Annotated in this window: 24 protein-coding genes and 1 pseudogene; 15 read left to right on the top strand and 10 right to left on the bottom strand. The window is 62.0% G+C overall.

Going from position 1 to position 26,889, the window contains the following annotated elements; translation table 11 throughout:
* Positions 1–24: 24 nt before the first annotated feature.
* From AC07S6_RS11040 to AC07S6_RS11030, 3 genes are all read right to left on the bottom strand, one after another.
* A complete protein-coding gene (locus tag AC07S6_RS11040; RefSeq protein WP_495112290.1) occupies positions 25–636 on the bottom strand; it encodes a 3'-5' exonuclease in 612 nt (203 codons plus the stop codon).
* Positions 637–661: 25 nt separating this feature from the next.
* Positions 662–1,138: a LabA-like NYN domain-containing protein gene (locus AC07S6_RS11035; protein WP_003194396.1), complete on the bottom strand. Its 477-nt coding sequence runs from the start codon at positions 1,136–1,138 to the stop codon at positions 662–664.
* A gap of 118 nt (positions 1,139–1,256) precedes the next feature.
* On the bottom strand, positions 1,257–1,979 hold the full coding sequence (locus AC07S6_RS11030) for a DUF2076 domain-containing protein (RefSeq protein WP_495112289.1): 723 nt from the start codon (positions 1,977–1,979) through the stop codon (positions 1,257–1,259).
* Between the two features lie 182 nt (positions 1,980–2,161).
* Between AC07S6_RS11030 and AC07S6_RS11025 the strand changes: the two genes are divergently transcribed.
* Positions 2,162–2,821, top strand: coding sequence for a DUF7847 domain-containing protein (locus AC07S6_RS11025; protein WP_032873246.1), 660 nt, complete (start codon positions 2,162–2,164; stop codon positions 2,819–2,821).
* A 41-nt stretch (positions 2,822–2,862) separates the two neighbouring features.
* Positions 2,863–3,951 carry an endonuclease/exonuclease/phosphatase family protein gene (locus AC07S6_RS11020; RefSeq protein WP_495112288.1) on the top strand — a complete coding sequence of 363 codons (1,089 nt, stop codon included), beginning with the start codon at positions 2,863–2,865 and terminating at the stop codon, positions 3,949–3,951.
* 122 nt (positions 3,952–4,073) lie between these two features.
* Here AC07S6_RS11020 and hrpB read toward each other — a convergent pair whose 3' ends face one another.
* Positions 4,074–6,581 (bottom strand): ATP-dependent helicase HrpB, encoded by a 2,508-nt coding sequence (gene hrpB / locus AC07S6_RS11015; RefSeq protein WP_495112287.1) that lies wholly within the window; start codon positions 6,579–6,581, stop codon positions 4,074–4,076.
* Between the two features lie 252 nt (positions 6,582–6,833).
* Between hrpB and pmcY the strand changes: the two genes are divergently transcribed.
* On the top strand, positions 6,834–7,253 hold the full coding sequence (gene pmcY, locus AC07S6_RS11010; RefSeq protein WP_014720057.1) for a periplasmic Zn2+ metallochaperone PmcY: 420 nt from the start codon (positions 6,834–6,836) through the stop codon (positions 7,251–7,253).
* Between the two features lie 9 nt (positions 7,254–7,262).
* Positions 7,263–8,156, top strand: a complete 894-nt coding sequence (locus tag AC07S6_RS11005) for a cation diffusion facilitator family transporter (protein WP_096144089.1) — start codon at positions 7,263–7,265, stop codon at positions 8,154–8,156.
* On the opposite strand, the gene AC07S6_RS11000 is transcribed toward AC07S6_RS11005, so the two are convergent.
* Positions 8,153–9,115: a DUF6515 family protein gene (locus tag AC07S6_RS11000; RefSeq protein ID WP_289329046.1), complete on the bottom strand. Its 963-nt coding sequence runs from the start codon at positions 9,113–9,115 to the stop codon at positions 8,153–8,155. The two genes, AC07S6_RS11005 and AC07S6_RS11000, sit on opposite strands and share 4 nt — an antisense overlap.
* Positions 9,116–9,542: 427 nt before the next feature.
* Here AC07S6_RS11000 and AC07S6_RS10995 point away from each other — a divergent pair, with 427 nt between their 5' ends.
* Together AC07S6_RS10995 and AC07S6_RS10990 are read left to right on the top strand one after the other, a co-directional pair.
* Positions 9,543–10,022 (top strand): Lrp/AsnC family transcriptional regulator, encoded by a 480-nt coding sequence (locus AC07S6_RS10995; protein ID WP_003194418.1) that lies wholly within the window; start codon positions 9,543–9,545, stop codon positions 10,020–10,022.
* Between the two features lie 196 nt (positions 10,023–10,218).
* Positions 10,219–10,428 (top strand): DUF2788 domain-containing protein, encoded by a 210-nt coding sequence (locus AC07S6_RS10990; protein ID WP_025999909.1) that lies wholly within the window; start codon positions 10,219–10,221, stop codon positions 10,426–10,428.
* On the opposite strand, the gene AC07S6_RS10985 is transcribed toward AC07S6_RS10990, so the two are convergent.
* The 4 genes and pseudogenes from AC07S6_RS10985 to AC07S6_RS10970 form a co-directional block, all read right to left on the bottom strand.
* On the bottom strand, positions 10,423–11,058 hold the full coding sequence (locus tag AC07S6_RS10985) for a pseudouridine synthase (RefSeq protein WP_495112286.1): 636 nt from the start codon (positions 11,056–11,058) through the stop codon (positions 10,423–10,425). The two genes, AC07S6_RS10990 and AC07S6_RS10985, sit on opposite strands and share 6 nt — an antisense overlap.
* A gap of 71 nt (positions 11,059–11,129) precedes the next feature.
* Positions 11,130–12,602: an AMP nucleosidase gene (gene amn / locus AC07S6_RS10980; RefSeq protein ID WP_161936998.1), complete on the bottom strand. Its 1,473-nt coding sequence runs from the start codon at positions 12,600–12,602 to the stop codon at positions 11,130–11,132.
* 182 nt (positions 12,603–12,784) lie between these two features.
* Positions 12,785–14,437, bottom strand: a complete 1,653-nt coding sequence (locus AC07S6_RS10975) for an acyl-CoA dehydrogenase family protein (RefSeq protein ID WP_014720060.1) — start codon at positions 14,435–14,437, stop codon at positions 12,785–12,787.
* A gap of 68 nt (positions 14,438–14,505) precedes the next feature.
* A pseudogene (locus AC07S6_RS10970) lies at positions 14,506–16,901 on the bottom strand (hybrid sensor histidine kinase/response regulator).
* Positions 16,902–17,176: 275 nt separating this feature from the next.
* On the opposite strand from AC07S6_RS10970, the gene AC07S6_RS10965 reads away from it, so the two are divergent.
* The 4 genes from AC07S6_RS10965 (at position 17,177) to AC07S6_RS10950 (ending at position 20,710) form a co-directional block, all read left to right on the top strand.
* Positions 17,177–17,974 carry a hydroxymethylpyrimidine/phosphomethylpyrimidine kinase gene (locus AC07S6_RS10965; RefSeq protein ID WP_019818058.1) on the top strand — a complete coding sequence of 266 codons (798 nt, stop codon included), beginning with the start codon at positions 17,177–17,179 and terminating at the stop codon, positions 17,972–17,974.
* 30 nt (positions 17,975–18,004) lie between these two features.
* Positions 18,005–18,634 (top strand): thiamine phosphate synthase, encoded by a 630-nt coding sequence (gene thiE, locus AC07S6_RS10960; protein ID WP_014720063.1) that lies wholly within the window; start codon positions 18,005–18,007, stop codon positions 18,632–18,634.
* 11 nt (positions 18,635–18,645) lie between these two features.
* On the top strand, positions 18,646–19,929 hold the full coding sequence (hemL, locus tag AC07S6_RS10955; RefSeq protein WP_019818059.1) for a glutamate-1-semialdehyde 2,1-aminomutase: 1,284 nt from the start codon (positions 18,646–18,648) through the stop codon (positions 19,927–19,929).
* Positions 19,930–20,155: 226 nt separating this feature from the next.
* The gene (locus AC07S6_RS10950; protein ID WP_034126914.1) at positions 20,156–20,710 is read left to right on the top strand and encodes a tetratricopeptide repeat protein; all 555 of its coding nucleotides are present in this window, start codon (positions 20,156–20,158) and stop codon (positions 20,708–20,710) included.
* 126 nt (positions 20,711–20,836) lie between these two features.
* Here the strand turns inward: AC07S6_RS10950 and AC07S6_RS10945 are convergent, their stop codons facing one another.
* Positions 20,837–21,163: a DUF1820 family protein gene (locus tag AC07S6_RS10945; protein WP_003215457.1), complete on the bottom strand. Its 327-nt coding sequence runs from the start codon at positions 21,161–21,163 to the stop codon at positions 20,837–20,839.
* 130 nt (positions 21,164–21,293) lie between these two features.
* Between AC07S6_RS10945 and miaB the strand changes: the two genes are divergently transcribed.
* From miaB to lnt, 5 genes are all read left to right on the top strand, one after another.
* Entirely contained in the window at positions 21,294–22,622 is a 1,329-nt protein-coding gene (miaB, locus tag AC07S6_RS10940; RefSeq protein ID WP_014720071.1) for a tRNA (N6-isopentenyl adenosine(37)-C2)-methylthiotransferase MiaB, read from the top strand.
* A 230-nt stretch (positions 22,623–22,852) separates the two neighbouring features.
* The gene (locus AC07S6_RS10935) at positions 22,853–23,857 is read left to right on the top strand and encodes a PhoH family protein (RefSeq protein ID WP_019818064.1); all 1,005 of its coding nucleotides are present in this window, start codon (positions 22,853–22,855) and stop codon (positions 23,855–23,857) included.
* The gene (gene ybeY, locus AC07S6_RS10930; protein ID WP_003194442.1) at positions 23,850–24,308 is read left to right on the top strand and encodes an rRNA maturation RNase YbeY; all 459 of its coding nucleotides are present in this window, start codon (positions 23,850–23,852) and stop codon (positions 24,306–24,308) included. The genes AC07S6_RS10935 and ybeY overlap by 8 nt, the downstream gene beginning before the upstream one ends.
* A 42-nt stretch (positions 24,309–24,350) precedes the next feature.
* Positions 24,351–25,190, top strand: a complete 840-nt coding sequence (locus tag AC07S6_RS10925) for a CorC family transporter (RefSeq protein ID WP_003194444.1) — start codon at positions 24,351–24,353, stop codon at positions 25,188–25,190.
* An 8-nt stretch (positions 25,191–25,198) separates the two neighbouring features.
* Entirely contained in the window at positions 25,199–26,722 is a 1,524-nt protein-coding gene (lnt, locus tag AC07S6_RS10920; protein WP_495112285.1) for an apolipoprotein N-acyltransferase, read from the top strand.
* Positions 26,723–26,889: the final 167 nt, after the last annotated feature.

Genomic DNA, 26,889 nt, shown 5'->3' with positions numbered 1-26,889 from the left:
CGTGGGGACGATCAGCGCCAGGCCTTAAAACCCGCGATGTTTCTTCAGGTGTTCATTGATCTTCGCAGCAGGCACTTTCTGCAAGGTGCATAGCAAGTCATGGGACAGTTCGCGCAGGCCGTGGGTCTGGCGCAGTTCCTGGGCCAGGTGGGCCGTGAGGTTGGCGGCCATTTCAGCATCCGCCAGCGCCCGGTGAGCCTGGCCGGTGTGGGGCAGTTTGGCGTAGGTGTTGAGGGTGCCGAGCTTGTGGTTGGGCGCCGCCGGCATCAGGCGGCGGGCCAGCAGCAAGGAGCAGGCGAATTTCTGCAGGCGGGTGCGGCGGATCAGGCCCAGCTCAAAGTCCCAGAACTTCTGGTCGAACGCGGCGTTGTGCGCCATCAAGGGCGTGGTGCCGACGAACTCATTGACTTCGTTCATCACCCGTTCAGCCGGTGGCGCGCTGCGCAGCATGGCGTTGCTGATGCCGGTGAGCTGTTCGATAAACGCCGGTATGCGCACGCCAGCATTCATCAGGCTCTGGTAGCGGTCCACGATTTGCCCGTGCTCGAGGATGACCACGCCAATCTCCGTGGCCCGGCAGTGGCTGCTGGGGGTGATGCCGGTGGTTTCAAAGTCGATGACCGCTATACGTTCCAAACCTGTTCCAACTCCGTTCTACGATCTATTTGAGCAACAACGCGCCTTCGATCGGCACATAGTGGCTGGCGGCGCGTATCAATGAGTTGGCCGTCAGCCCCGGCACGCCGTAGGCCACGGCCCGCACGCCATGCTTGTGGATAATGCGCTCGAGCAGCATGTCGAAATCACCGTCACCGGAGGCCAGCACGACTTCGTCGACATGGTCGGCGGCGTCCATGATGTCGAGGGTGATGCCCACGTCCCAGTCGCCCTTGGCGGAGCCGTCGCTGCGCTGGATATACGGCTTGAGTTTTACCGTGAAGCCCAGGTTGCGCAGGATCTGCTGGAACTGTTGCTGCTTGCTGTCGCCGCGGTCAATGGCATAGGCGTACGCCTCGACAATCTGCCCGCGCGCGCTGATGTCAGCCCAGAGGGCCGCGTAGTTGAAGTGGCAACCATAGGCCTGGCGCACGGTGTAGTAGAGGTTTTGCACATCGGCGAACACTGCAATTTTCTTCACCGCACTTCCTCATGGACAGCCAGGCGCCAGCGCCCGGAAAGGGCGTCAGTATGCCAGCCAAGGGAGCATTTCCGGGAAAAAATCAGACCGGAGCGCCGCAGCGCCCCGGCTTGGTGTATCAGACGAAGGAATCGTCGTCGCCAAAGGATGAGGAGTCGTCGGAATAATCGCTGTCGGCGAAGTTGTCAGAGTTGCTGCCCCAGCTGTCATTGCCGGCAAACTTCTGGTCATCGTTGCCCCAGTTGCCTTGATCACTGGCCGGTGCCGGTTGTTCGATGATTTCTTCCACCACCTGCGGCTGCTGGTTGTGATGGAACAGGCTGCTGATGCCTTCGGCCAGCAACACGCCCCCTGCCACACCGGCGGCGGTTTTCATGGCGCCACCGAGGAAGCCGCTGCCGGCTGGCGCGGCGGCCGGTGCTTGCGGCGGTTGGTAGTTCTGCTGCGGCGCTGGCTGACCAAAAGCGGGTCGCGCCGGCTCACGCCAGCCGCCACCTGAGTTGCTCGGCGCAGGCTGTGGCTCACGGGAGCCGCCGCCAAAGATGCTCGACAGGAACCCACCACCGCTGGCCGGCGCCGGTTGCGTGGCCCTGGCCCGTTGCAGCTCGTCCTGCAATTGCTGAATCTGCTGGGCCTGTTGCTTGTTCTGCGCGTCGAGGCTCTGCAGCGCATGTTCCTGTACCAGAATCGACTGGGTCATGTAGTAGCCGACTGCAGGTTGGCGAGCCATATGCTCCTTGATCCGCGCTTCGGCCTGGGCGTCGCGGGGGGCTGAGTCCGTTTCGGCTTGCTGCAACCGTGAAAACAGTCCATCGATCAGGGTTTGCTCTTCGCTGTTCATGGCGACCTCGTTAGATTGCCGATAAAAAATTCCGGTCCCGCCTGTGATCAGGCTGGGGGCTTTCCAGTTATGGGGATGTTACGAGTTGTTTCAATGGTCTTTACTCAAGGTTTACGTTTGCGCCCCTTGGACCCTGATCGGTTAAAGTGTGGCCCTCTGCTTCCAGGCCTGTGATGACCCTGATGAATCCGTTAGACGTTTTGCGCGACTCCTTCCGCTTTACCCAGCGCAACCTGGGCGCCATCGTCCAGCTGTGCCTGCCATTGGTGATCCTCGAAGCCTTGCTGCAACAGGTGCTGGACCACACGCTGGGCCCGGATGCGTTTCCCGGCTACAGCGTGGTCGTAGGTTTGTTGGTGTACCCGCTGTACACCGGCGCCCTGATCCTGTTTCTCGACGCCCGCACCCGGGGCGAGTCGCCGCGCACCAAGGACGTGTGGGCCATGGCCTTGAGCCTGTGGCCGCGTTTTGCCCTGCTGACAGCCATGAGCACCTTGCTGATTCTGTTGGGGCTGTCGCTGTATTTCCTGCCGGGCTTGTGGCTGATGGTGGTGCTGGCGTTTGCCGAATACCTGCTGGTGCTGCGCGGCATGCCCGCCCTGGAGGCGATGAAGGAAAGCTTTCGCCTGACCCGCGGGCATTTCTGGCGCATCCTGGTGTGCCTGCTGTGTGTGATGACGCCGTTGTGGCTGCTCAAGGGCGCCAGCGTGGCGGCGTACCCTGAGCCCGCGCCGTTGCTGGGGTTGCTGATGGACAGCGCCCACAGCTTCCTGCAACTGTTCACCAGCGTGGTGCTGTTCCGTTTATTCATGCTGATCGGTGGCGACGCCGACGTGCGGTGATATGCTCCGTGGCTCTTCTGACACGCATATAAGCCAAGCCGATGACCCGTTTATTGCGCATAACCCTATTGAGCCTGTTGATCATCGCCGGCCTGCTGGCCGCGCTGATCTACAGCCTGACCTGGCGCCCCGCCGACAAAGAGACCCTGCCCGTCAGCTGCGTGGCACCCCGTGCGCCGACACTGTTGCCGGGGCAGGCGCTCAAGGTCATGACCTGGAATGTGCAATACCTGGCCGGCAAGAACTACGTGTTCTGGTACGACACCCCGGACGGCAGCGGCCCCGACGATCGCCCCACCGTCGAAGACATGGCCTTTAGCCTCGACGAAGTGGCGCGGGTGATTCGCGACGAACAACCCGACATCCTGCTGTTGCAGGAAGTCGACGAAGGCGCCAAGCCTTCCCACTATCAGGACCAGCTTGCGCTGTTGCAGGAGCGTCTGGTCGACCTCTACCCGTGCAGCGCCCAGGCCTTCGACTGGAAAGCCGATTTTGTGCCCAGCCTGCATATCTTCGGCAGCGTCGGGCGCAAGCTCGCTACGCTCAGCCGCTACCAGATCGAACACGCCGAGCGCCTGCAACTGCCGGCCGCCGAAACCAACTTCATCAGCCGGCAGTTCCAACCTAAACCTGCGTTGCTACTGACTTACCTGCCCTTGAGCGATGGCGGCCAACTGGCGGTGCTCAATACACGCCTGGACGGCGGCGCACCTGGCCGCTCGGCAGCGCAACAACAAGTGCAAGCCGCGGCCAAGCTGCTGGACAAGTTCGAAGGCCGGGGCACGCCCTGGTTGATCGGTGGGGATTTCAACCTGCTGCCACTGGGCCAATACCTGCGCCTGGACGCGGCTAAGCGTGGGCAGTATGCGCCGGACAGCGAGTTGCACCTGCTGTGGGACAAGTACCCGATGATCCCGCGTAACAGCGAGTCCAGCGGGATTGATCGAGAAAAATGGCTGACGCACTTCCCCAATGACCCGAGCCTGGACGGGCCGGATCGCACCTTGGATTATCTGTTCTACAGCCCGCGCATCAAGCGGGTGGAGGCGAAGGTGAGGCAGGAGGACACATTGCGCATTTCCAACCATCTACCGGTTATCGCCCGCTTCCTGCTGCCTGCCGCGCAATAACCCACATCCTTAATCTTTTGTGGGAGCTGGCTTGCCTGCGATGCCGCCGATGCGGTCTTTCAGTGACACCGCAGCGATGCGATCGCAGGCAAGCCAGCTCCCACATTTGAACTGCATCGCGCCTACTTACGCGGCTTGATCCGGGCCGTCGCTTCGGCCACCAACGGGTCATCCGGCCAGTAATGCTTGGGGTAGCGCCCTTTCAAATCCTTCTTCACCTCGGCATAGGTACTGCGCCAAAAGTTCGCCAGGTCCTGCGTGACCTGCACCGGTCGCCGCGCCGGGGACAGCAGGTGCAGCTTCACGGCCAGGCGCCCACCGGCAATGCGCGGGGTGTCTGCCAACCCGAACAATTCCTGCAAGCGCACCGCCAGGATCGGCGGCTGCTCGCTGTAGTCCAGGCGTACCGATGACCCCGACGGCACTTTCACATGCTGCGGCGCCAGCTCTTCCAGGCGTTGGGGCAAGGGCCATGGCAGCAGGTTGTGCAGGTAGCTGGAAATATCCAGGTTGGCGAAATGGCTGAGGCGCGAGACCTTGCCCAGGTAAGGCATCAGCCAGTGCTCCAGGCTCGCGAGCAGGGCCTTGTCACTGATGTCGGGCCACTCGCTGGTGTTGCCGGTATCCAGTTGGCGCAGCAGCATCACTCGGGCTTGCCATTGGCGCAGCTCCGGGGTCCAGGGCAGCAGTTCCAGGCCTTTGCGGCGCACCAGGTTGACCAGCGCCTGGCTGCGGGCGGATTCGTCGAGGCCGGTCAGGGGCTCGCGGCTGAGCACCAGCTCACCGACTTTGCGTTGGCGCTCGGCGCGCAACACGCCTTCGCGCTCGTCCCAGTCGAGTTGGTCGACGTTGCGCACTTGCTCGGCCAGCACCGTGTCGAACAGCGCCGGGTCAAAATCCGCCGCCAGGTAGATGCGCTCTTCACGCTGGCCCTGGCGGCTGCCCAGGTCGGCGATCACCAGCCAGGGTTGTTTCATCAGGCTGTCGGCTTCGGCAAACAGCGCTGCTCGGCCATTGGCCAGGCGATATTCAGCGCCACCAGGGCGCCGTTGCTGGGCGACGCGGTCCGGGTAGGCCAATGCCAGCAAGGCGCCGAGCCAGCGCGGGTGGTCGGGGTTGTCCACCGGCTGGGTCGCCTTGCCGCGCAGGTAGCCACGGTATTGCCGGGCCAGTTGCTTGGCGCGCTGCACGCCCCCCTGGGTGCCGCGCGCACGTTCTTCACCGGACATCAGCGCCAGGCGGCTGTGCAAATCGGCACCGCCGCCGCGCAAGATGTCGCGTTCGCCCAACAAGGCTGCCACGTCGCAGGCGGTGGCGGCGAGACCCAGGTCCTGGCCACGCAATAACAGGTGGGCAATACGCGGGTGGGCGGGCAACTCGGCCATCTTCTGGCCATGGGCGGTGAGGTTTTCCTCGTCCAATGCACCGAGGCGTTGCAACAGATCCTGAGCCTGGGCATACGCGGCTGTGGGTGGCGCATCCAGCCACACCAACTGGCTGGGCGTCACACCCCAACGGGCCAGTTGCAAGGCCAGCCCCGCCAGGTCGGCGGCGAGGATTTCCGCGCTGCCATAAGCGGCCAGACCGTCGTGCTGGTCTTCGGACCACAACCGGTAACACACCCCCGGCTGCAGGCGCCCAGCGCGACCGGCGCGCTGGGTGGCGCTGGCGCGTGAGATGCGCTGGGTGTCGAGGCGGGTCATGCCGCTGCCGGGGTCGAAACGCGGCACCCGCGCCAGCCCGGCGTCGATCACCACGCGCACGCCGTTGATGGTCAGGCTGGTCTCGGCGATGTTGGTGGCCAGCACCACTTTGCGCTTGCCAGCCGGCGCCGGGTCGATGGCGGCGCGCTGGGCGTTGAGGTCCAACTCGCCATGCAGCGGGCATAACAGCACATCAGGGCGATCACCCAGGGCGTCGGCCAATTGCTGGTTGACCCGGCGAATCTCCGCCTGCCCCGGCAAAAACACCAGCACGCTGCCGGTCTCGTCATGCAGGGCTTCGAGGACGGTTTGCACCACGCGCGGCTCGATAAACTCGCCGGCCTGAAAGGGTCGCCCCCAGCGCATCTGCACCGGGAACATGCGCCCTTCACTGCGCAGGATCGGCGCGTCATCCAGCAAGCCGGCCAGGCGTTCGCCTTCAAGGGTGGCGGACATCAGCAGGATTTTCAGCGGCTGCTCGTCGCGGAACAACTCGCGGCCGTTGAGGCTCAAGGCTAGCGCCAGGTCAGCATCGAGGCTGCGCTCGTGGAATTCGTCAAAGATCAACAGGCCCACGCCATCCAGCGCCGGGTCGTCCTGCAGGCGGCGGGTGAGGATACCTTCGGTGACCACCTCGATACGCGTGTTGGGGCCGACTTTGCTGTCCAGGCGAATGCGGTAGCCCACGGTCTCACCGACCTTTTCACCCAGCTCACTGGCCAGCCGTTCGGCAGCAGCGCGGGCAGCCAGGCGCCGGGGTTCGAGCATCAGGATGGTTTGCCCGGCAAGCCACGGCTCATGCAACAAGGCCAAGGGCACGCGGGTGGTTTTACCGGCGCCGGGGGGCGCTTCCAGCACGGCTTCATGGCGATGCGCCAAGGCGTCACGCAGGGCGGGTAAAACATCATCAATCGGCAACGAATTCATACTGGCTCCAAAGCAGAGCGGCGAGTATAACGGCGAACTGCCGGATGCCGATGCGGGTCTCAAAAACACCCACGCGTTGGGCTGTGAATGCAGTCAAAGGTGGGAGCTGGCTTGCCTGCGATAGCGGTGTGACAGTTACCGCTGTATTCCCTGAACCGACGCTATCGCAGGCAAGCCAGCTCCCACATTGGTTCATCGGCGTCTGGCCGATCTGGCTTATAGTCACCCTTAAATATGTTCAGGAGACTTTTTATGCGTATCGCTTCCCGTGTCATCGGCGGTGTCCTCGCCGTTACCCTGCTGAGCCAACTCACCGCCTGCGGGTCGATTTTCTACCCCGACCGCCGTGGCCAGATCGACGGCAAAATCGACCCGACCATCGCGGTACTCGATGCCCTCGGCCTGTTGTTTTATGTGATCCCCGGCCTGATCGCCTTCGGTGTCGACTTCGCCACGGGCGCCATTTACTTCGAACCGGGCAAGACCGCCCAGGTCGCCCCCGAGAAACTGCACGAAGCCATCGGCGCTGACGGCAAGGTCGATAACGCCAAGCTGCAGAGCATCATCCAGAAAGAAACCGGCCGCACCTTGCCGCTGGACGACCCACGCCTGATCCAGTTCAAGGGCAGCGTGCAGCAACTGGCGGCCCTGGGCCTGCAGCCTGCCGCGTAAGGACAGCTCATGACCAGCAGCCCCGAACACGCAAGGCTCTTGCGCCTGGCCACCCGCGCCTCGGTGGGCGTGGCCTGTGTGTTGATTGTGACCAAGGCCATCGCCTGGTGGCTCAGCGGCTCGGTGAGCATGCTCGCCGGGTTGACCGACTCGCTGCTCGACGGCGTGACCTCGCTGCTGAACTTGCTGGCGGTGCATTACGCCCTGCGCCCCGCCGATGACGATCATCGTTATGGGCATGGCAAGGCAGAGTCGCTGGCGGGTATGGCGCAAGCCTTGTTTATCGCCGGCAGTGCGGTACTGATTGCGCTCCAGGCCTATGAACGGCTCAAGCACCCAGAGCCGGTCGGCGCACCGTGGCTGAGTATCGGCGTGATTATCTTGTCGCTGGGGCTGACCGTGGCCCTGCTGATGCTGCAACACCGCGTGGTGCGCGAGACCGGCTCCAACGCGGTGCGTGCCGACTCGCTGCATTACCGCTCAGACTTGCTGCTCAATGGCAGCATCCTGATTGCGCTGGTGTTGGCAGGCTTTGGCTTTCATCAGGTCGACGCCTGGTTCGGCCTGGGAATCGCCGCTTACATTCTGTGGAGCGCGATCCAGATCGCCCGGGAAAGCTTTGCGGTGCTGATGGATGAAGAGTTACCGCCAGACGTCAGCCAGCACATGCTGGAACTGGCCCGGGGCGTACCCGGCGTGCTGGGTGCCCACGACTTGCGTACGCGGGTTTCCGGCAACCACTGGTTTGTGCAGTTGCACCTGGAGTTGCCGGGCGAGTTAACGCTGTCGGTGGCCCACGGTATCAGCGACCAGGCCGCCGATGCCATCCACCGGGAATACCCGAAAGCCGAAGTGCTGGTGCACGCCGACCCACGGGAAGTGGTCACCGGCAACAAAACCTAGTACTGCACCTGATATCCACGACTGCCCAGGCAGTTGCCCTGGGCCTGGCGGTAAGTTTGTACCACCGCAGGGTCCGGGGCATAGGTAACGGTGCGCGGGTCGAAGCCACTTTGTTGCACCGCCCAGCGATAACAGTCGTAGCCGTCCTGCTGTACCTGGGCTGGCGATTGGCCGTTGGCCGGGTAAGCCACCACGTCATAGCCGTTGCCTTGAGGCGTCGGCGGAGGTGATGGCACCTGCGTCGGTGGTTGTACCACCACGTATTGCTGGGTGCTTTGCTCGTAAGCGTAATAGGCGCCTGCGGCGAGGAACAACAGCGAGCCGCCTACCCACACTTCACGTGCGTAGTCCGGCAGGTAATGCACGCGAATGCCATAGGGCGGCGTCACCACTACGTAGCGTGGGCCTTGGGGGCGATACCAGTAGCCGCCGGAGAAAAAGTAGTCCTGGCCACGGTAAGGCACGCGGTAATTGCGATCGGGGAAACGGTCTATGACATATCCAGGGCGATGCTGCGGGCCTGGGCCCCAGCCATTGCCATGCCCGTCGGGGCGGCCTGGCCAGCGGTTATCACCGGGGCGATCGTTACTCGGACGCGAACCGGGGCCGCCGGCCTCCCAATGCCGGTTGTCATCGGGGCGTCTGGGAATATCACGGTAATAACCCTGGCGCGGCTCCTGGGTCTGGCGCACGGTATCGGGCCGGCCCTGGATCGGCAGGTTATTGGAGGGTTGCGGTTGCGGTGCTGGTCGCCCCGGCTCATGACCTTGAGGCCGACCTTGCCATTGGCCACCCTCGTGCTGGCCGCCACGATCACCCTGCGGGTTTTGTGGGCGTGGCTGATTGTGCTCAGGCCGTTGCCCCTGGCCCGGTGAGTTATCGCGTTCGTCGGCCATCGCCTGGGAGCCGACGCTGACCACCAGCAAACCAACACCTGCCATACGCCAGATGCGCTTCATGCTTTTCCTCACTGCGGATTGGGGCTTGATCATGAGACTGGAAAAGCCTCGCCCGGTTCTGAGACAGGTTATCAGTCACGAGAACTATTTTCTGAAGGCAAAACGCGCACAAAGAAAAAGGGGTGACCCGTCGGCCACCCCTTGAGAATTTCGTCCGTGCTCAACGCTTTTGACGTTGGCTCACCTCACGCCGTCTTGTGGACAGTGTGCAGCCTGGAGGCCGGCTCAACCCTGCTGGGGCGGCGGCCGCAACGGGCCTGATTGGGCGCGCTGCTGTGGACTGTTGTCCAGGCGGTGATTCTGTTGGTAATCATAGGCGTGCCAGGCGGGCAGAGGATTGCGAAGATTGCGTCAATAAACAGTGCTTGCGCAATTTTTAACCCTTCATGGATAATTAACCGCAATAGTTACGACAAAGGCCAACCCAATGAGCAAGCTTGACCGATACGACCTGAGTATTCTGGCGGAATTGCAGCGCGACGCGAGGATCTCCAACCAGGAGCTGGCCGAACGCATCGGCCTGTCGCCTTCGCCCTGCTCACGCCGGGTCAAGCAATTGGAGGACGACGGCTACATCGCCCGCCAGGTCGCCCTGCTCGACCGCAAGATGCTCGGCCTGAGCCTCACCGCTTATGTATTGATCGGCATGGACCGTCACACGCCGGAACGCTTCGAGAATTTCGAGGCCGCCATCCGCACCCTGCCGCAAGTGCTGGAGTGCAGCCTCGTGACCGGGATGGATGCGGACTACCAGTTGAAGGTGGTAGTGCCGGACATGGATCACTATCAGAAATTGCTGCTGGGGCATCTGACCCGGATCGAAGGGGTGACCAGCGTGCGGTCCAGCTTTGTGCTGAACCAAGTGCTCAACAGCACCGAACTGCCCCTGACCCACCTGCGCACCTGAGAACAACGATGTTCAACGGTGGGAGCTGGCTTGCCTGCGATGGCGGCGGGCCAGTTTGTCTCACGATCACTGACAGACCGCTATCGCAGGCAAGCCAGCGCCCACCGTTTGACCGCGTACGACTCAGGTCAATGTTGCGTTTGTGACGCTGCCGTATACTGCTCGCTTGTCTTGTCGGAAGAGTCCCATGAACAACATCGACCCCGCCCTGTTTGAAGAATGGATGATGACCGGCCTGGTCACTATCCTGATCATTTTCATGGGCTTCATCGTCTGGGACCTGGCGAAGAAATCCAAGGCCGGGCGCTTTGGTTCGTTCATCCTGTTTTTCGTGCTGGGCCTGGGCGTGGCGGCGTTCATCATCAAGAGCGTGGTGATCGGCCTGATTGAATCCGGCGCCTTATAAGCGCGCCGGTACTGCTTTCCATTGGCCTTGATCCAGGCCGTCGATAGACCAGTCGCCAATGCGCACGCGCACCAGGCGCAGCGTCGGCAGGCCCACTGCTGCGGTCATGCGCCGTACCTGACGGTTGCGCCCTTCACGTATCACCAACTCCAGCCAATGCGTCGGCACGCTTTTGCGAAAGCGTACCGGCGGGTTGCGCGGCCATAATGCCGGCTCATCCAGTTGCCGTGCCTCGGCCGGCAAGGTCATGCCGTCGTTGAGTTCCACGCCTTCGCGCAGGCGTTGCAGCTGTTCTTCGGTGGGTTCACCTTCTACCTGCACCCAGTAGGTTTTCGCCAGTTTGTGCTTGGGGTCGGCAATCCGCGCTTGTAGCTGACCATCGTTGGTCAACAGCAGCAGGCCCTCGCTGTCACGGTCCAGGCGCCCTGCCGGGTAAATGCCGGGGATATCAATAAAATCCTTGAGGGTCGCGCGCCCACCTTCGTCGCTGAACTGGGTCAGCACATCGAAGGGTTTATTGAACAGGATCAACTTGGGCTCGGCCGGTGGCGCCTTGGCAACGCGGCGAGCGGCAGAGTGCGGTGGTTTCACGCCAGGACGGCGCGAATCAGGACGGCTGGGACGGGACATGGCAAAGGAACATCTAACGGTCAGGACCGACAATGCTAGTGGCCTGACCGCCAAATGACCATCCCAACCGCTTAGCGGAACGGCGGTTCGTCGAAGCTGCGCAGTTTGCGCGAGTGCAACGAGTTGAGTTCGGTGCGCAACAGGTCGACCGCCTCGATGCCGATCTTCAAGTGCTGGCTGACCGCACGCTCGTAGAACGCGTTGGCCGAACCTGGCAGCTTGATCTCGCTGTGCAGCGGCTTGTCGGATACGCATAACAAGGTGCCGTAAGGCACGCGCAAACGGTAACCCTGGGCGGCGATGGTGCCGCTTTCCATGTCCACGGCCACGGCGCGGGACAGGTTGATCAGCGGCCGCTCCTGGGCCCAGCGCAGTTCCCAGTTACGGTCGTCGTAGGTCAGCACGGTACCGGTGCGCAGGCGTTTTTTCAGCTCTTCGCCTTTTTCGCCGGTGACTTTCGCCGCCGCTTGCTGAAGCGCCAGCTGCACTTCGGCCAGGGCCGGGATCGGGATGTTCGGCGGTACTACACGGTCCAGAATCCCGTCGCGGCGCATATAGGCGTGGGCCAGTACGTAGTCGCCGATGGTCTGGGATTGGCGCAAGCCGCCGCAGTGGCCGATCATCAGCCAGCAATGCGGGCGCAATACAGCCAGGTGGTCGGTGATGTTCTTGGCGTTGGACGGGCCCACGCCGATATTCACCAGGGTCACGCCGTGGCCGTCACTGGCTTGCAGGTGATACGCCGGCATCTGGTAGCGGTGCCAGACCACGCCGGCGGCAATGGCCGAGGCTTCGCCGTGGTCCATGCTCTTGTCGATCACCACGTTGCCGGGCAGCACCATGCGGATAAAACGCGGGTCGCTGCGCAGTTGCTCCAGACCATGCAGGATGAACTGGTCAACGTAGCGGTGGTAGTTGGTCAGCAGGATCCACGGCTGCACATGGCGCCAGTCGCTGCCGGTGTAATGCACCAGGCGGCGCAGGGAAAAATCCACACGGGCGGCATCGAACAGGGCCAGGGGCAGCGGGTCGGTGTTTTCCCAGTCGTACAGGCCATCGGCAATGCCGTCGGTGGCGGCGGACAAGTCGGTACTGGGGAATACACGGGCCAGGGTCGCGGCGGTGACGCCGGAGCCGGCCAGTTCATCGCCCTGCTCCACCACGTACGGATATGGAATGTTCTGCTGGCTGACGCCTACTTCCACCGTGACGGTGAAGTCGTGCATCAGCGGCACCAGTTGCTCCAGCAGGTACTTACGGAACGCGGCCGGGTGGGTCACGGTGACGCTGTAGGTACCCGGCAGTTGCACCTTGGCATACGCCCGAGTGGTTTGGGGGACTTCACCGTGGCAGTGGTAGGTCAAGCGCAGTTCCGGGTAGCGAAACAATGCGCGCTGCTCGGCGTCGGGCTCGACGCGGTCCTTGAGATATTGCTTGAGCGCCTGGTTGAGCGCGCCAGTGGCACGCTCATGCAGCGCCGCCAGCCGGTCCACGGCTTCTTCGGCGGTTTTAACGACAACAAAAGCTTCGGTCACGGTAAGCATCCTGTGTTCTGACTTGCAGGCCTTTATCTTGCCTGTATCCAGGCCTCACCGAAACACCAGAAGTGGAATGCGTTGATAGGTGGGAGCTGGCTTGCCTGCGATAGCGGTCTATCAGCTACATAATTGCTGGCTGGACCACCGCTATCGCCGGCAAGCCGCTCCCACATTTGGATTGTGTTTATTCAGAGCGATTGCGGGGTTGAGCGGGCGACAATTGCTTCCACGTCGACGCCACGCGGCAAGGTGCCATATACCCGCCCCGACGATTCACCCAGCCGGCTGGCGATAAACCCATCACTCACCGCCGCATTACCCGCCTCCAGCAACAACTTGGCCTGTAACGCCAGGGCGATGTCCTCGGTCAGTTGCCGCGCCCGATACTGGATGTCCTGGGTGTCCATGAATGCCGCCTTCAACTGCTCGATATGCCGCGCCAACTGCTTGTCGCCGTGGCCATCGCCCAGCTCCACAAACAACGCCTCCAGTACCCCCGGCTCTTTGGACAGTGCACGCAATACGTCCAGGCACTGCACATTGCCGGAACCTTCCCACGTCGAATTCACCGGTGCCTCACGGTAAAGGCGCGGCAGGATGCTGTCCTCCACATACCCGGCACCGCCCATGCATTCGGCGGCTTCGTTGATCATCGCGGGCGCGCGTTTGCAGATCCAGTACTTGCCCACGGCCGTGACCAGCCGGGCGAATTTGGCTTCATGTTCATCATCAAGATGATCCAGGGCGCGGCCCATGCGCAGGCTCAAGGCCAGGGCCGCTTCGCTTTCCAGGGCCAGGTCGGCCAGCACGTTCTGCATCAGCGGCTGCTCGCTGAGCACGCGGCCACCCACCTGCCGATGAGCGCAGTGATGGCTGGCCTGGGTCAGCGCCTGACGCATCAAGGCGCTGGAGCCGACCATGCAATCGAAGCGCGTCATGGCAACCATTTCGATGATGGTTGGAACGCCGCGGCCTTCTTCACCGACCATCCACGCCAGGGCCCCGCGAAACTCCACTTCGCTGGAGGCGTTGGAGCAGTTGCCGAGTTTGTTCTTCAAGCGCTGGATGTAGAACTCGTTGCGCGTGTCATCCGGGCGGTGCCGGGGCAGCAGGAAACAGGTCAGGCCCTTGTCGGTCTGGGCTAGGGTCAGAAAGCCATCGCACATCGGTGCCGAGCAGAACCACTTATGCCCCACCAACTCGTAGGCTTGGCCAGGGCCACTCGCGCCCACGGGGTAAGCGCGGGTGGTGTTGGCGCGCACGTCGGTGCCGCCCTGCTTCTCGGTCATGGCCATGCCGATAGTAGCGCCAGCCTTGTGGGCGATGCCGACATTACGGGGGTCGTATTGGGTACTGAGGACTTTAGGCAGCCAGAGGTCCGCCAGCTCCGGTTGCAGGCGCAGGGCCGGAACGCAGGCGAAGGTCATGGTCAACGGGCAGCCGCTGCCGGCTTCGGCCTGGCTGTGCAGGTAGGTCATCGCCGCACGCGCCACATGGGCGCCCGCCTGGGGATGGGCCCACGGCAACGACGGCAGGCCATGCTCGACGGCGGTGCGCATCAGCTCGTGATAAGCCGGGTGAAACTCAACCAGGTCAATGCGATGGCCATAACGGTCATGGCTGCTGAACACCGGTTTGTTCTGGTTGGCCAGGAAGCCGGCTGCCATCAACGGCCCACCCGCCAGCGCGCCGTAGGCATCAATGCGCGCTTGGGCCCAGCCGGCGCCAAAGCGGCGTGACCATTCCTGCAAAGGCAAGTCGATGCGATACAGGTTGGTGCCGTCCAGGGACGGTGGCTGGTTGGTGACGTCGTGGGTTTCGGCAAACTGATGCAGGTTCATGACGGGCCTCCTGGAAAAAAGGCCGTATGAACAGTGGCCCGGAATTCAGTTAAGCACCGTGCAAGACCTTAAAAAAGTGGCATACGCGCCGAATGTTCGGCGCTTTCACCCTCATCCGCGCACAGCACGCTACGTTCAAGTGCCGCCTGCAAAGCATCGAAACGCACCGGCTTGGCTAGCCGATCCGTCATGCCAATGCCATGGCAGCGCTCACGCTCCGGCCCATTGGGCGAAGAGCTCAGGGCGATCACCGGCAATTCACCGCAGCCAGGCAATGCGCGAATCTGACAGCACAACGAAAAGCCACCCTCTGGCACATCCAGCAGCACGGCGTCGAAGCTGTGCGCTTGCAATGCAGCGAGTGCCGCCGGGCCGCTGTCCACGGTTTTGACCCGGTAACCGAGCTTGAGCAACATGCCACGCACCGCCAGTTGGCCCACGCTGTTGTCGTCCACCAACAGTACCGTGCACTCCTGAGGCGCACGCTGTGCAGGCAGCGTTTGCGTGGCGGGCGTCACCTGCTGCGGCACGGCGCTGACGTCCACTTCCAACTGGAAGCGACTGCCTTTACGGGGCTCAGAATGATGGGTCAGGCGCCCGCCCAGCAGTTCGATCAACTGCCGGCAAATCGCCAGGCCAATGCCCAGGCCGCCGTATTCACGCGTCATCGAGCCGTCCAACTGAAAGAAACGCTGATACAGCGTGGCCTCATCGAGAAAGGCGAAGCCGATACCGGTGTCGGTGACGATAAAGCTCAGGTGCAAGGCGCCATCCCCTTGGGGCACGCCCACCACTCGCAAGCGCACCGCGCCGACGTGAATTTGAAAGCGTTATCGAGCAGGCAATCCAGGCACTGGAGCAGTTTGTCGGCGTCGCCGATCAGCCGGTCCGGCACCTCATCGGCCACATCAATGGAGAACGCCAGGCCTTTGCTCTGGGCGCTGCCGGTGAATTGCTGGCGCAAGGTATCGAGCGTGCCGCGCAGGCTGAACACTTGCGGCTGGGCCACCAGTCGACCGGCCTGCAACTCGGTGAGGGTGAGGATGCCGTTGACCATGCGCATCATGTCACGCGCCGAGCCGGCGGCGGTTTGCTGGTACTGCGTCAGGTCATCGTCCAATGACACGGTTTGCATCAGCTCCAGCGAGCCGATCACACCGTTCATCGGCGTGCGCAATTCGTGGGTCAGGGTGGCGAGAAATTCGTCTTTGAGGCGATTACTGCGGGCCAGTTGCTGGTTGAGCGCTTCCAGCTTCTGGCTGGCATCGAGGAGAATCTGCGCCTGCTGTTCGCGCATGCCGTTGATGCGGTCGGCCAGGGCCAGGGACAACAGCGCCACTTCAATGGCTGAGCCGAGCTGGCTAGCGTACATGGTCAGGAACACGTTAGGCAGGTAACCCAGCACCATCAGGGTGTTGACCACTCCGCCGAGCAGGAAGGCCGACCAGGCGATGATGAAATAACGCGCCATGCGCTGCCCGCAATACCAGGCCTTGATGGCCGCCACGAAGATGGTCACGGTAAACACCAGCGCCAGCGCAGTGGCCAGGCGCAGGGCCACGGCGTAACTGGTCAACAACGCCAGCGCCATCACCAACCCACCACAGGCCGCCAGGGCCAGCAGGATACGGTTGAGCCAGCGGCTGTGCTGCGCGGTGTGCAGGAAACTGCGCGCGAACAGGCTGCCGAACAAGGCCGCCGAGCCGATCAGGAAGGGCACCGCCGCATTCGCCCACCACGGGTTGTTCGGCCAGAAGTACTCCACCGCGACGCCATTGACCGACAGCTGATACAAGCCGAACGAGGCGATATAGAGGATGTAATACAGGTAGCTGGTGTCGCGCACGCTCAGGTAGATGAACAGGTTGTAGATCAGCATGCCCAGCAACACACCGTAGATGGCGCCGAGCACGTACAAGCGCAGCGGCTGCTCCTCCATGTAGGCGGTGCCGGCCCATAATGTCAGTGGTGCCTGGATCGAGCCTTGGCTTTGCAAGCGCAGGTAGACGGTTTGTTGCTGGTCGGGCAAGAAGCTGAGCTTGAACAGGTAGTTGCTCTGGCTCACCTCACGGCTGGAAAACGGCAACGCGCTGCCGGTGCGGGTGGTGAGGCGGAAGTGACCAGTGCCGTCGTCCTGGTAAAGGTCCAGGCGATTGAGCGGCGGGTAGGCCAGTTCCAGAAACCAGGTGCGTGGTGCCCGGGGATCTGTGGCGGTGTAGTGCAGGTTGACCTTCAGCCAGAACACCGAGCGTGAATAACCGGCGTTAAGGGTGTCTTTGTCGTGGGTCTTGAATTGGGCGGCATAGGCGGGGGAACTGACATCGGCGATGGTGAGGGCATCGGTCGGGTCTTCGAGCACTTGCATGACCCGGCCCAACGGGAGGCTTCGCGTGTCCTGGTTGAACTCGACGGCGCTGGCGAGCATCGGCAGCCCGCACAATAAAAAAATCAGCAAATAGCGCATAGAGCCCCAGCGTAGCCTGGTCCGGTTGTGTCAAAAGCCCCCCATTCCTTTTGAGAAGACGTACACCGGCGATACAGTAAGTTGTTTGGATGCACTTTAGCATAGCCAGTAAAAGCCATTAGCCACCGCGGGAACTTTTTTTAGGACAGCTCTAGGGCAATGCTTTCAGCTCATCTCAGTGCAGCGCTCAGCCACGGCAAATCGCGCCGCAGCGGCAAACTCCTGCCATCGCCAGGCAGCCACGCAAAAAGCGTTTGGTGGTAAGCTCGCGCACCATGAATATCTACAGCTCTCGCCCCGTTGTCCTCTGTCTCTCCGGCCACGACCCCAGTGGTGGCGCCGGTCTGCAGGCAGATATCGAAGCCCTGCTCGCCCAGGGTTGCCACGCGGCCCCGGCCGTCACCGCGTTGACCGTGCAAAATACTGTCAATGTCAGTGATTTCCGCGTGCTTGACCGTGAGTGGGTACTGGCCCAGGCCAATGCCGTGCTCGGCGACTCTGAAGTTGCGGCAGTCAAGCTGGGCATGCTCGGCTCCACCGCGATGGTCGACACCGTGGTCGAACTGCTGCAGGCGCACCCGCATTTGCCGGTGGTCTGCGACCCGGTGCTGCGCGCCGGCGGCGGCGGTAGCCTGGGCAAGGACGAGGTCGGTTATGCAATGCGCGAGCGGCTGCTGCCCTTGTCATTGATCGCCACCCCCAACCTGCCCGAAGCGCGCATCCTCGCGGAACTGCCCGACGGCAGCGCCGACGACTGCGCCGAGAAGCTGTTGCCGTACATCAAGCACCTGCTGATCACCGGCGGCCATGGCGACGAGCACGAAGTGCACAACCGCCTGTACAGCCGCGACGGCACGCGCCAGACCTTTACCTGCCAGCGCTTGCCCGGCAGTTATCACGGCTCGGGTTGCACCTTGGCCAGTGCGCTGGCCGGGCGCATTGCCCAAGGCGAAGGTTTGGCCAGCGCCGTGCAAACGGCTCTCAACTACACGTGGCGTACCCTGCGTGATGCCGAACAACTCGGCCAGGGCCAGTTCGTGCCGCGTCGATTGCCGCTGGATTTCTGCTCGTAACTTATCGCTCGTCAGCAAGGGGTTTGCCCGATGAAACTACGCGGCCTTTACGCCATTACCGACAGCCAACTGTTGGCCGGCAAATTCCTCGCCTACGTCGAGGCGGCGCTGGACGGTGGCGTCACCCTGTTGCAGTACCGCGACAAAAGCAGCGACGAGGCACGGCGCCTGCGTGAAGCCGAAAAGCTCTATGAACTGTGCTCGCGCTACAAGACTCAATTGATCATCAACGACGATGCCGAACTGGCCGCGCGACTGGGTGTCGGCGTACATCTGGGCCAGACCGACGGCCCGCTGACCTCGGCCCGGGCACTGCTCGGCGCCAAGGCGATCATCGGCGCCACCTGCCACAGCCAGATCGAACTGGCCGAACAGGCCGCCAAAGAAGGCGCCAGCTACGTGGCCTTCGGCCGTTTCTTCAATTCCACGACCAAACCCGGCGCACCCGCCGCCACCGTTGACATGCTGGCCCAGGCCCGCAAGCGCCTGCACCTGCCGATCTGCGTAATCGGCGGCGTCACCCTGGAAAACGCCGAGCCGCTGGTGGCCCACGGGGCTGACCTGCTCGCCGTGGTCCATGGCCTGTTCGGTGCCGACAGCACCCAGGAAGTCACCCGCCGCGCCCGTGCATTCAACGACCTTCTTAAATCTTCAGTTTAGAGAGCCCGATCATGTCCCGTTCCGAAACCCTGTTTGCCAACGCCCAGAAACACATCCCCGGCGGTGTGAACTCCCCCGTGCGTGCGTTCAAGAGCGTGGGCGGCACGCCGTTGTTCTTCAAGCATGCCGAAGGCGCCTACGTCACCGATGAAGACGACAAGCGCTATGTCGACTACGTCGGCTCCTGGGGCCCGATGATCCTCGGCCACAGCCATCCGGATGTGCTGGAGGCGGTGCGCCAGCAACTGCAACACGGCTTGTCCTACGGCGCCCCGACCGCGATGGAAACCGAGATGGCCGACCTGGTCTGCTCGATCGTACCGTCGATGGAAATGGTGCGCATGGTCAGCTCCGGCACCGAAGCCACCATGAGCGCGATCCGCCTGGCCCGTGGTTTCACCGGCCGCGACAACATCATCAAGTTCGAAGGCTGCTACCACGGCCACTCCGACAGCCTGCTGGTGAAAGCCGGCTCCGGCGCGCTGACCCAGGGCGTTCCCAATTCCGCTGGCGTACCTGCGGCATTCGCCAAGCACACCCTGACCTTGCCGTTCAACGACATCGCAGCCGTCGAGCAGATGCTCAGCGAAGTCGGCCAGGACGTTGCCTGCATCATCGTCGAGCCGGTTGCCGGCAACATGAACTGCGTTCCACCGGCCCCGGGTTTTCTTGAGGGCTTGCGCGAGCAGTGCGACAAGCATGGCGTGGTGCTGATTTTTGACGAAGTGATGACCGGTTTCCGGGTCGCCCTCGGTGGCGCCCAGGCTTACTACGGCGTTACGCCAGACCTGAGCACCTTCGGCAAGATCATCGGCGGCGGCATGCCGGTAGGCTGCTTCGGCGGCAAGCGCGAGATCATGCAACACATCGCCCCGCTCGGCCCGGTATACCAGGCAGGCACCTTGTCGGGTAACCCACTGGCCATGGCCGCCGGCCTGACCACCCTGCGCCTGATCAGCCGCCCGGGCTTCCACGCCGAGCTGACCGACTACACCACGCGCCTGCTCGACGGTCTGCAACAACGCGCCGACGCCGCCGGCATCCCGTTTGTGACCACCCAGGCCGGTGGCATGTTCGGCCTGTACTTCAGCGGCGCCGACGATATCGTCACCTTCGATGACGTGATGGGCAGCGATGCCGAGCTGTTCAAGCGCTTCTTCCACCTGATGCTCGAAGGCGGCGTATACCTGGCACCGAGCGCCTTTGAAGCCGGCTTCACTTCGATCGCCCATGGCGAAGCCGAACTGAAATTGACCCTGGATGCTGCCGAGCGCGCGTTCGCGGCCCTGAAATAAGTGACGGCAACCTCTGGCGTTGCCCCTGGCAGCGTCAGATTTGCTACTTTGCTTACAGAGAATTCCTGGTTTTTTCGAGAATTGCCCTGCAATCCGGCAGATAACTTGCCCAAGCAGCAGAAAAACGAGTAAAGACTTTGTAAGCAGAGGCCTGCTTATTTCATAATGCGCGCTTATTGGACTCCCTCGAGGGTCCGCGCGCCCCGTCAGAGGTAAGTCGATTCCCATGAAACGCACCGGCCGCACCCTGGTTCTGGGCTGCCTGTTGCTCCTTCAACCGCTACTGGCACATGCCCAGGCCGGCGGCAACTCGTTGTTAATCCCAGCGATGGGTCGTTGCACCCTCAATACCCAGCCAGAGAGCCAGGCCGAAGCCCTGAGCGCGTGCCAGAAACAGGCCGAGGAAGGGGATGCGCAAGCACAATACGAGTTGGGCGAGTACTACCACGACAGCAAGAACCCGGCCGTTGACCTCAACAAAGCGTTGAGCTACTTCGAGAAAGCCTCGTTGCAGGGCCACGCCCAGGCGCAATACCAGTTGGGCAACATGTTCTTCAAAGGCGAAGGCGTGCCGGCCAACAACGTTCAGGCGTACATCGTGCTGAAAATGGCCGCGGTCAATGGCGCCGAAGACGCACTGGACACCGCCGACGAAGTCGCCGAGCACATGCAGCGCGATGAACTGGAAGTGGCGACCCAGGTGCTAGGGCAGATTTTCCGCAACTACCTGCAGGAATTGCAGAGTGCTGATGGGCGTTCGCCGTTCTCACCCCTTCCCTGATTTTTTGTAGACCTTACATCGCTATCGCAGGCAAGCCAGCTCCCACAGTGACTGCATTCCAGCATTGAAACGCGGTCGAGTGTGGGAGCTGGCTTGCCTGCGATAGACCCCCCTCGGTCTAAAGCCCTACTTCTCAGGCATCGGCATCGGAAACGGCATCACATTGCTCATGCCCCGAGCTTCACTGATCTTCGGCGTCCCCAAGCGCTCGACTTCATCGATGCGCACAATCGAATGCATGGGCACAAAGCTGCGCACTACCCCTTCGAACTGGGCCTTGAGCTTTTCTTCGCCCGGATCGACCACCAACTGGGTGCGCTCGCCAAAGACGAACTCTTCCACCTCCAGGAAGCCCCACAGATCACTTTGATAGATCTGCTTGGCGTACATTTCGAACACCTGGCCCTGGTTGAGGAAAATCACCTTATAGATTGGAGCTTCACGTTTGGTCATGGTGGGCGAACAACACATGGGGATATAAAAGAGGGCGCGAACTATAGCATGGCACCCGATGCACAGCGCTAGGAACCAATGGGCATGCCCCCTATAATGCGCGGTTCTTTACCACCAGTTGACGATTCCCATGGCCAAGAAGCTTTACATCGAAACCCACGGTTGCCAGATGAACGAGTACGACAGCTCGCGCATGGTCGACTTGCTGGGCGAACACCAGGCCCTGGAAGTCACTGCCCGCGCCGAAGATGCCGACGTGATCCTGCTCAATACCTGCTCGATCCGCGAGCGGGCCCAGGACCGTGTGTATTCGCAGCTGGGCCGCTGGCGCGAATTGAAACTGGCCAACCCGGACATGGTGATCGCCGTCGGCGGGTGCGTGGCCAGCCAGGAAGGCGCTGCGATCCGCGACCGCGCGCCCTATGTCGATGTGGTGTTCGGCCCGCAAACCCTGCACCGTCTGCCAGAGATGATCGACGCCGCACGTATCACCAAGCTGCCGCAGGTTGACGTGTCGTTCCCCGAAATCGAAAAATTCGACCATCTGCCCGAACCGCGCATCGATGGGCCGAGCGCCTATGTGTCGGTGATGGAAGGCTGCAGCAAGTACTGCACCTTCTGCGTAGTGCCTTACACCCGTGGCGAAGAAGTCAGCCGGCCGTTTGACGATGTGCTGTCGGAAATCATCCACCTGGCTGAAAACGGCGTGCGCGAAGTGACCCTGCTGGGTCAGAACGTCAACGGCTACCGTGGCCAGACCGATGACGGCCGCCTGGCCGACCTGGCGGAATTGATCCGCGTGGTCGCCGCCGTCGATGGCATCGAGCGTATCCGCTACACCACCTCGCACCCGCTGGAGTTCTCCGACAGCCTGATCCAGGCCCACGCCGAAGTGCCAGAGCTGGTCAAGCACTTGCACTTGCCGGTGCAATCGGGTTCGGACCGCATTTTGTCGGCGATGAAGCGCAACCACACCGCGCTGGAATACAAATCCAAACTGCGCAAACTGCGCGCTGCCGTGCCGGGCATCTGCATCAGTTCGGACTTTATCGTCGGCTTCCCGGGCGAAACCGAGAAAGACTTCCAGCAGACCATGAAGCTGATCGAAGACGTCGGTTTCGACTTCTCCTACTCGTTCGTCTACAGCCAGCGCCCGGGCACCCCGGCTGCCGACCTGCTGGATGAAACCCCGGAAGCGTTGAAAAAAGAGCGTTTGAACGCGCTGCAACATCGCCTCAATCAGCAGGGCTTTGAAATCAGCCGACAAATGGTCGGTTCGATCCAGCGCATTCTGGTCACCGATTATTCGAAGAAAGACCCGGGTGAATTGCAGGGGCGTACCGAGAACAACCGAATCGTCAACTTCCGCTGCGACAATCCCACGCTGATCGGCCAGTTTGCCGATGTGCACATTGATGCGGCGCAGCCACACTCGTTGCGTGGCTCGTTGATCAACTGATCTCGCTGACCGGATGAAGATCAAAATGTGGAAGCTGGCTTGCCTGCGATAGCGATGTATCAGTGCCTTATGTGCCAACTGACCCACCGCTATCGCAGGCAAGCCAGCTCCCACAGGGGTTCTTCAGGGTTATCGAGAGTGGGGCCAGGCTATTTAAGTGCTTTCGCACACCAGCGCCTGGCGTTATTCTCTCTCTCACCTCATCAGCCAAAGGGCGGCTAAAAGCAACCTTGAACGCACCCATAGCAGAACCCCATCGTTTTATCCTCGAGCCGTTTGAGGCTCGCCGTTTCGCCAACCTGTGCGGACAGTTCGACGAGCACCTGCGCCTGATCGAACAACGCCTGAGCATCGAGATCCGCAACCGCGGCAATCAGTTCGAGCTTATTGGTGAACCCCAACACACCACGTCTGCAGAAAACCTGCTGCGCCGTCTCTACCGCGAAACCAAGGGTAGCGAGCTGTCGCCGGAGACCGTGCACCTGTACCTGCAGGAGTCGGCTGTGGAAGACCTGGCCAATAACCCGGTGGCCGAAGCCAGCGTGGCCTTGCGTACCAAAAAAGGCATGATTCGCCCACGCGGCTTGAATCAGCAGAAGTACGTCAAGGAAATCCTCGGCAACGACATCAACTTCGGCATCGGCCCGGCCGGTACCGGCAAGACCTACCTCGCGGTGGCCTGCGCCGTCGACGCCCTGGAACGCGAGCAAGTGCGGCGCATCCTGCTGGTGCGCCCAGCGGTCGAGGCTGGCGAAAAGCTCGGTTTCCTGCCCGGCGATCTGGCCCAGAAGATCGACCCGTACCTGCGCCCGCTCTACGATGCGCTGTACGAGATGCTCGGCTTTGAATACGTGGCCAAGCTGATCGAGCGCCAGGTGATCGAGATCGCCCCGCTGGCCTACATGCGTGGCCGTACGCTCAACAACAGCTTCATCATTCTCGACGAAAGCCAGAACACCACCGTCGAGCAGATGAAGATGTTCCTCACCCGTATCGGTTTCGGCTCCACTGCCGTGATCACGGGCGACATCACCCAGGTCGACCTGCCCAAGGGCACCAAGTCGGGCCTGGGCCAGGTGATCGAGGTGCTCAAGGACGTGCCGGGTATCAGCTTCACGCACTTCATGCCCAAGGACGTGGTGCGCCACCCGCTGGTGCAGCGCATTGTCGAAGCCTATGAGCGTTTCGAACACCGCGACGACGCGCCCGCCAAGGACGCTCGCCACGATGCTTGAGCTAGACCTGCAGCTGGCCACCGACGCGCCCGCCCCCAGCGAAGCCCAGTTCCGCCAATGGTGTGAACTGGCTTTGCGCCAGCGCACCGCTGACTCGGAGCTGACCATTCGTCTGGTGGACGAGGCCGAAGGCCGTGAGCTGAACCACACCTGGCGCCAGAAAGACTACGCGACCAACGTGCTGTCCTTCCCCGCCGACGTGCCCGACGAATTGCTGGATATCCCGCTGCTGGGCGACCTGGTGATCTGCGTCGCGGTGGTCGAGCGAGAAGCGGCGGAACAAGGCAAGGAACTTGAGGCCCATTGGGCCCATCTAGTCATCCACGGCTGCTTGCATCTCTTGGGTTACGACCATATAGACGATGACGAAGCCGAGGAAATGGAAGCACTGGAACGAACGTTGCTTGCAGAACTGGGTCACCGCGATCCATATGCAGACGACGAAAGCTGATCAACACTCAACTGTCATATCAAAGGATTTAGAGTAATCGCTATGAGCGAAGACCGATCGAGCAACGGGCAGAAGTCATGGCTGGGTAAACTGACCCAGGCTTTTGCCCACGAGCCGAAAAACCGCCAGGAGCTCTTGGAGCTGCTGCGCGATGCACACCAGAACAAGTTGCTGGACAGCGAAGCGCTGGCCATCGTCGAAGGCGCCATCCAGGTGGCTGACCTGCAAGTACGCGACATCATGGTCCCGCGCTCGCAGATGATCAGCATCAAGGCGACCCAGACCCCACGGGAATTCCTCCCGGCCGTGATCGACTCGGCGCATTCGCGCTACCCGGTGATCGGTGAAAGCCATGACGACGTCATGGGCGTCCTGCTGGCCAAGGACTTGCTGCCGTTGATCCTCAAGGAGAACGGCGACAGCTTCAACATCAAGGACCTGCTGCGCCCGGCCACCTTCGTGCCCGAGTCCAAGCGCCTGAATGTGCTGCTGCGCGAGTTCCGCGCCAACCACAATCACATGGCCATTGTGATTGACGAATACGGCGGCGTGGCCGGCCTGGTCACCATCGAAGACGTGCTGGAGCAGATCGTCGGCGACATCGAAGACGAGCACGACGTCGAAGAAGACAGCTACATCAAGCCGCTGCCCAGTGGTGATTTCCTGATCAAGGCGCTGACGCCGATCGAGAACTTCAACGAGTTTTTCGACAGCGAGTTCTCGGACGATGAGTTCGACACCGTCGGCGGCCTGGTGATGAGTGCGTTCGGGCACCTGCCCAAGCGTAATGAAACCACCGAGATCGGCGCCTATCGCTTCCGCATCCTCAATGCTGATAGCCGTCGCATCCACCTGATCCGCCTGACACCCATCGCCCGCTAAGGACTGACATGCGCCGTCTCACCTCACCCGGCTGGCCCGGTAATTTGCTGGCCGTGGTGGCCGGCGCCATCACAACCCTGGCGCTGGCGCCGTTCGATATCTGGCCGTTGGCGCTGGTAGCGGTAGGCCTGTTCTATATCGGCCTGCGGGAGCTGACACCCCGCCAGGCCCTGGGCCGTGGCTGGTGTTTCGGCTTCGGCCTGTTTGGTGCCGGCACCAGTTGGATCTACTACAGCATCCACCACTTCGGCGGCGCTTCGGTGCTGCTGGCGGGGTTCCTGATGCTGCTGTTCACGGCTGCCATCGCCTGGTTCTTTGCCCTGCCCGCCTGGCTATGGGCGCGCTGGTTGCGCCGTAACGAAGCACCACTGGCGGATGCATTGACGTTCGCCGCGTTGTGGGTCGGCCAGGAAGCCTTTCGTGGCTGGTTCCTTACCGGTTTCCCGTGGTTGTACTCCGGTTACAGTCAACTCGATGGGCCTTTGACCGGCCTCGCGCCATTGGGTGGGATGTGGCTGATTTCCTTCGCCCTCGCACTCACCGCCGCATTGCTGTGCAACCTGCCGCGCCTGCTGGCCAGCAAGCGCAATGCCTTCATCGGCGCGGGCCTGTTATTGCTGGTTGCACCTTGGGCCATTGGCCTGGCGCTCAAGCATCACGCCTGGACGTCGCCGTCTGGCGCGCCGCTGAGCGTGGCTGCGATTCAGGGCAACGTCGAGCAAAGCATGAAGTGGGACCCGGACCAGCTCAATGCACAGTTGGCGCTGTACCGCGACATGAGCCTGAGTTCCAAGCGCGTCGACCTGCTGGTCTGGCCGGAAACTGCCGTGCCGGTGCTCAAGGAATCCGTGGAGGGCTACCTGGGCATGATGGGCAAGTTCGCCGCCGACCGGGACAGTGCGCTGATCACCGGGGTACCGATTCGCCAGGAAGTGCACCACCAGAAGCGCTACTTCAACGGCATCACCGTGGTCGGCGAAGGCGACGGCACCTACCTCAAGCAAAAACTGGTGCCGTTTGGCGAGTACGTTCCGCTGCAGGACATGCTGCGCGGGCTGATTGCCTTCTTCGACCTGCCCATGTCCGACTTCGCCCGCGGCCCTTCTGACCAGTCCATGCTGCAGGCCAAGGGTTATCAGATTGCGCCGTTCATTTGCTATGAAGTGGTGTACCCCGAATTCGCCGCCGGCCTGTCGGCCCAGAGCGACCTGCTGCTGACTATCAGCAACGACACCTGGTTCGGCCGCTCCATCGGCCCGCTACAGCACCTGCAAATGGCGCAAATGCGTGCGCTGGAGGCTGGCCGCTGGATGATCCGCGCCACCAACAACGGCGTGACCGGGCTGATCAACCCGTTTGGGCAGATCACCGCGCAGATCCCGCAGTTCGAGCGTGGCATTCTCTATGGAGAGGTGGTGCCGATGCATAACCTCACGCCGTACCTGCAATGGCGTTCGTGGCCGTTGATCATTGTGTGTGTGCTGCTCTTTGGCTGGGCGCTGTTGGCGGCTCGGATGGCCAAAACGCTCTGACCTGTGGGGGCTGGCTTGCCTGCGATAGCCATAGGTATCTACACAACACTGTAACGCTCAACGGTAACCACGATGCGAAGCGAGTCGCTCTTGATCTGCTTTTGATCTTGATCTTAGGCGCCCCGTTAAACCACGCTGGCCGGAATTCGACAGGGATTTGGGGGGTA

The organism is Pseudomonas sp. GW821-FHT07B01, from assembly GCF_059419065.1.
Note: the sequence above shows the minus strand (reverse complement) of the source record. Positions and strands in the feature narration are given on the sequence as shown.

Bases quoted from the DNA above. Each gene is read 5' to 3' on its own strand.
- AC07S6_RS11030 (WP_495112289.1), bottom strand. From the start codon at position 1,979: ATGAACAGCGAAGAGCAAACCCTGATCGATGGACTGTTTTCACGGTTG.
- AC07S6_RS11025 (WP_032873246.1), top strand. From the start codon at position 2,162: ATGAATCCGTTAGACGTTTTGCGCGACTCCTTCCGCTTTACCCAGCGC.
- AC07S6_RS11020 (WP_495112288.1), top strand. From the start codon at position 2,863: ATGACCCGTTTATTGCGCATAACCCTATTGAGCCTGTTGATCATCGCC.
- hrpB (WP_495112287.1), bottom strand. From the start codon at position 6,581: ATGAATTCGTTGCCGATTGATGATGTTTTACCCGCCCTGCGTGACGCC.
- pmcY (WP_014720057.1), top strand. From the start codon at position 6,834: ATGCGTATCGCTTCCCGTGTCATCGGCGGTGTCCTCGCCGTTACCCTG.
- AC07S6_RS11005 (WP_096144089.1), top strand. From the start codon at position 7,263: ATGACCAGCAGCCCCGAACACGCAAGGCTCTTGCGCCTGGCCACCCGC.
- AC07S6_RS11000 (WP_289329046.1), bottom strand. From the start codon at position 9,115: ATGAAGCGCATCTGGCGTATGGCAGGTGTTGGTTTGCTGGTGGTCAGC.
- AC07S6_RS10995 (WP_003194418.1), top strand. From the start codon at position 9,543: ATGAGCAAGCTTGACCGATACGACCTGAGTATTCTGGCGGAATTGCAG.
- AC07S6_RS10985 (WP_495112286.1), bottom strand. From the start codon at position 11,058: ATGTCCCGTCCCAGCCGTCCTGATTCGCGCCGTCCTGGCGTGAAACCA.
- amn (WP_161936998.1), bottom strand. From the start codon at position 12,602: ATGCTTACCGTGACCGAAGCTTTTGTTGTCGTTAAAACCGCCGAAGAA.
- AC07S6_RS10975 (WP_014720060.1), bottom strand. From the start codon at position 14,437: ATGAACCTGCATCAGTTTGCCGAAACCCACGACGTCACCAACCAGCCA.
- AC07S6_RS10965 (WP_019818058.1), top strand. From the start codon at position 17,177: ATGAATATCTACAGCTCTCGCCCCGTTGTCCTCTGTCTCTCCGGCCAC.
- thiE (WP_014720063.1), top strand. From the start codon at position 18,005: ATGAAACTACGCGGCCTTTACGCCATTACCGACAGCCAACTGTTGGCC.
- hemL (WP_019818059.1), top strand. From the start codon at position 18,646: ATGTCCCGTTCCGAAACCCTGTTTGCCAACGCCCAGAAACACATCCCC.
- AC07S6_RS10950 (WP_034126914.1), top strand. From the start codon at position 20,156: ATGAAACGCACCGGCCGCACCCTGGTTCTGGGCTGCCTGTTGCTCCTT.
- AC07S6_RS10945 (WP_003215457.1), bottom strand. From the start codon at position 21,163: ATGACCAAACGTGAAGCTCCAATCTATAAGGTGATTTTCCTCAACCAG.
- miaB (WP_014720071.1), top strand. From the start codon at position 21,294: ATGGCCAAGAAGCTTTACATCGAAACCCACGGTTGCCAGATGAACGAG.
- ybeY (WP_003194442.1), top strand. From the start codon at position 23,850: ATGCTTGAGCTAGACCTGCAGCTGGCCACCGACGCGCCCGCCCCCAGC.
- AC07S6_RS10925 (WP_003194444.1), top strand. From the start codon at position 24,351: ATGAGCGAAGACCGATCGAGCAACGGGCAGAAGTCATGGCTGGGTAAA.
- lnt (WP_495112285.1), top strand. From the start codon at position 25,199: ATGCGCCGTCTCACCTCACCCGGCTGGCCCGGTAATTTGCTGGCCGTG.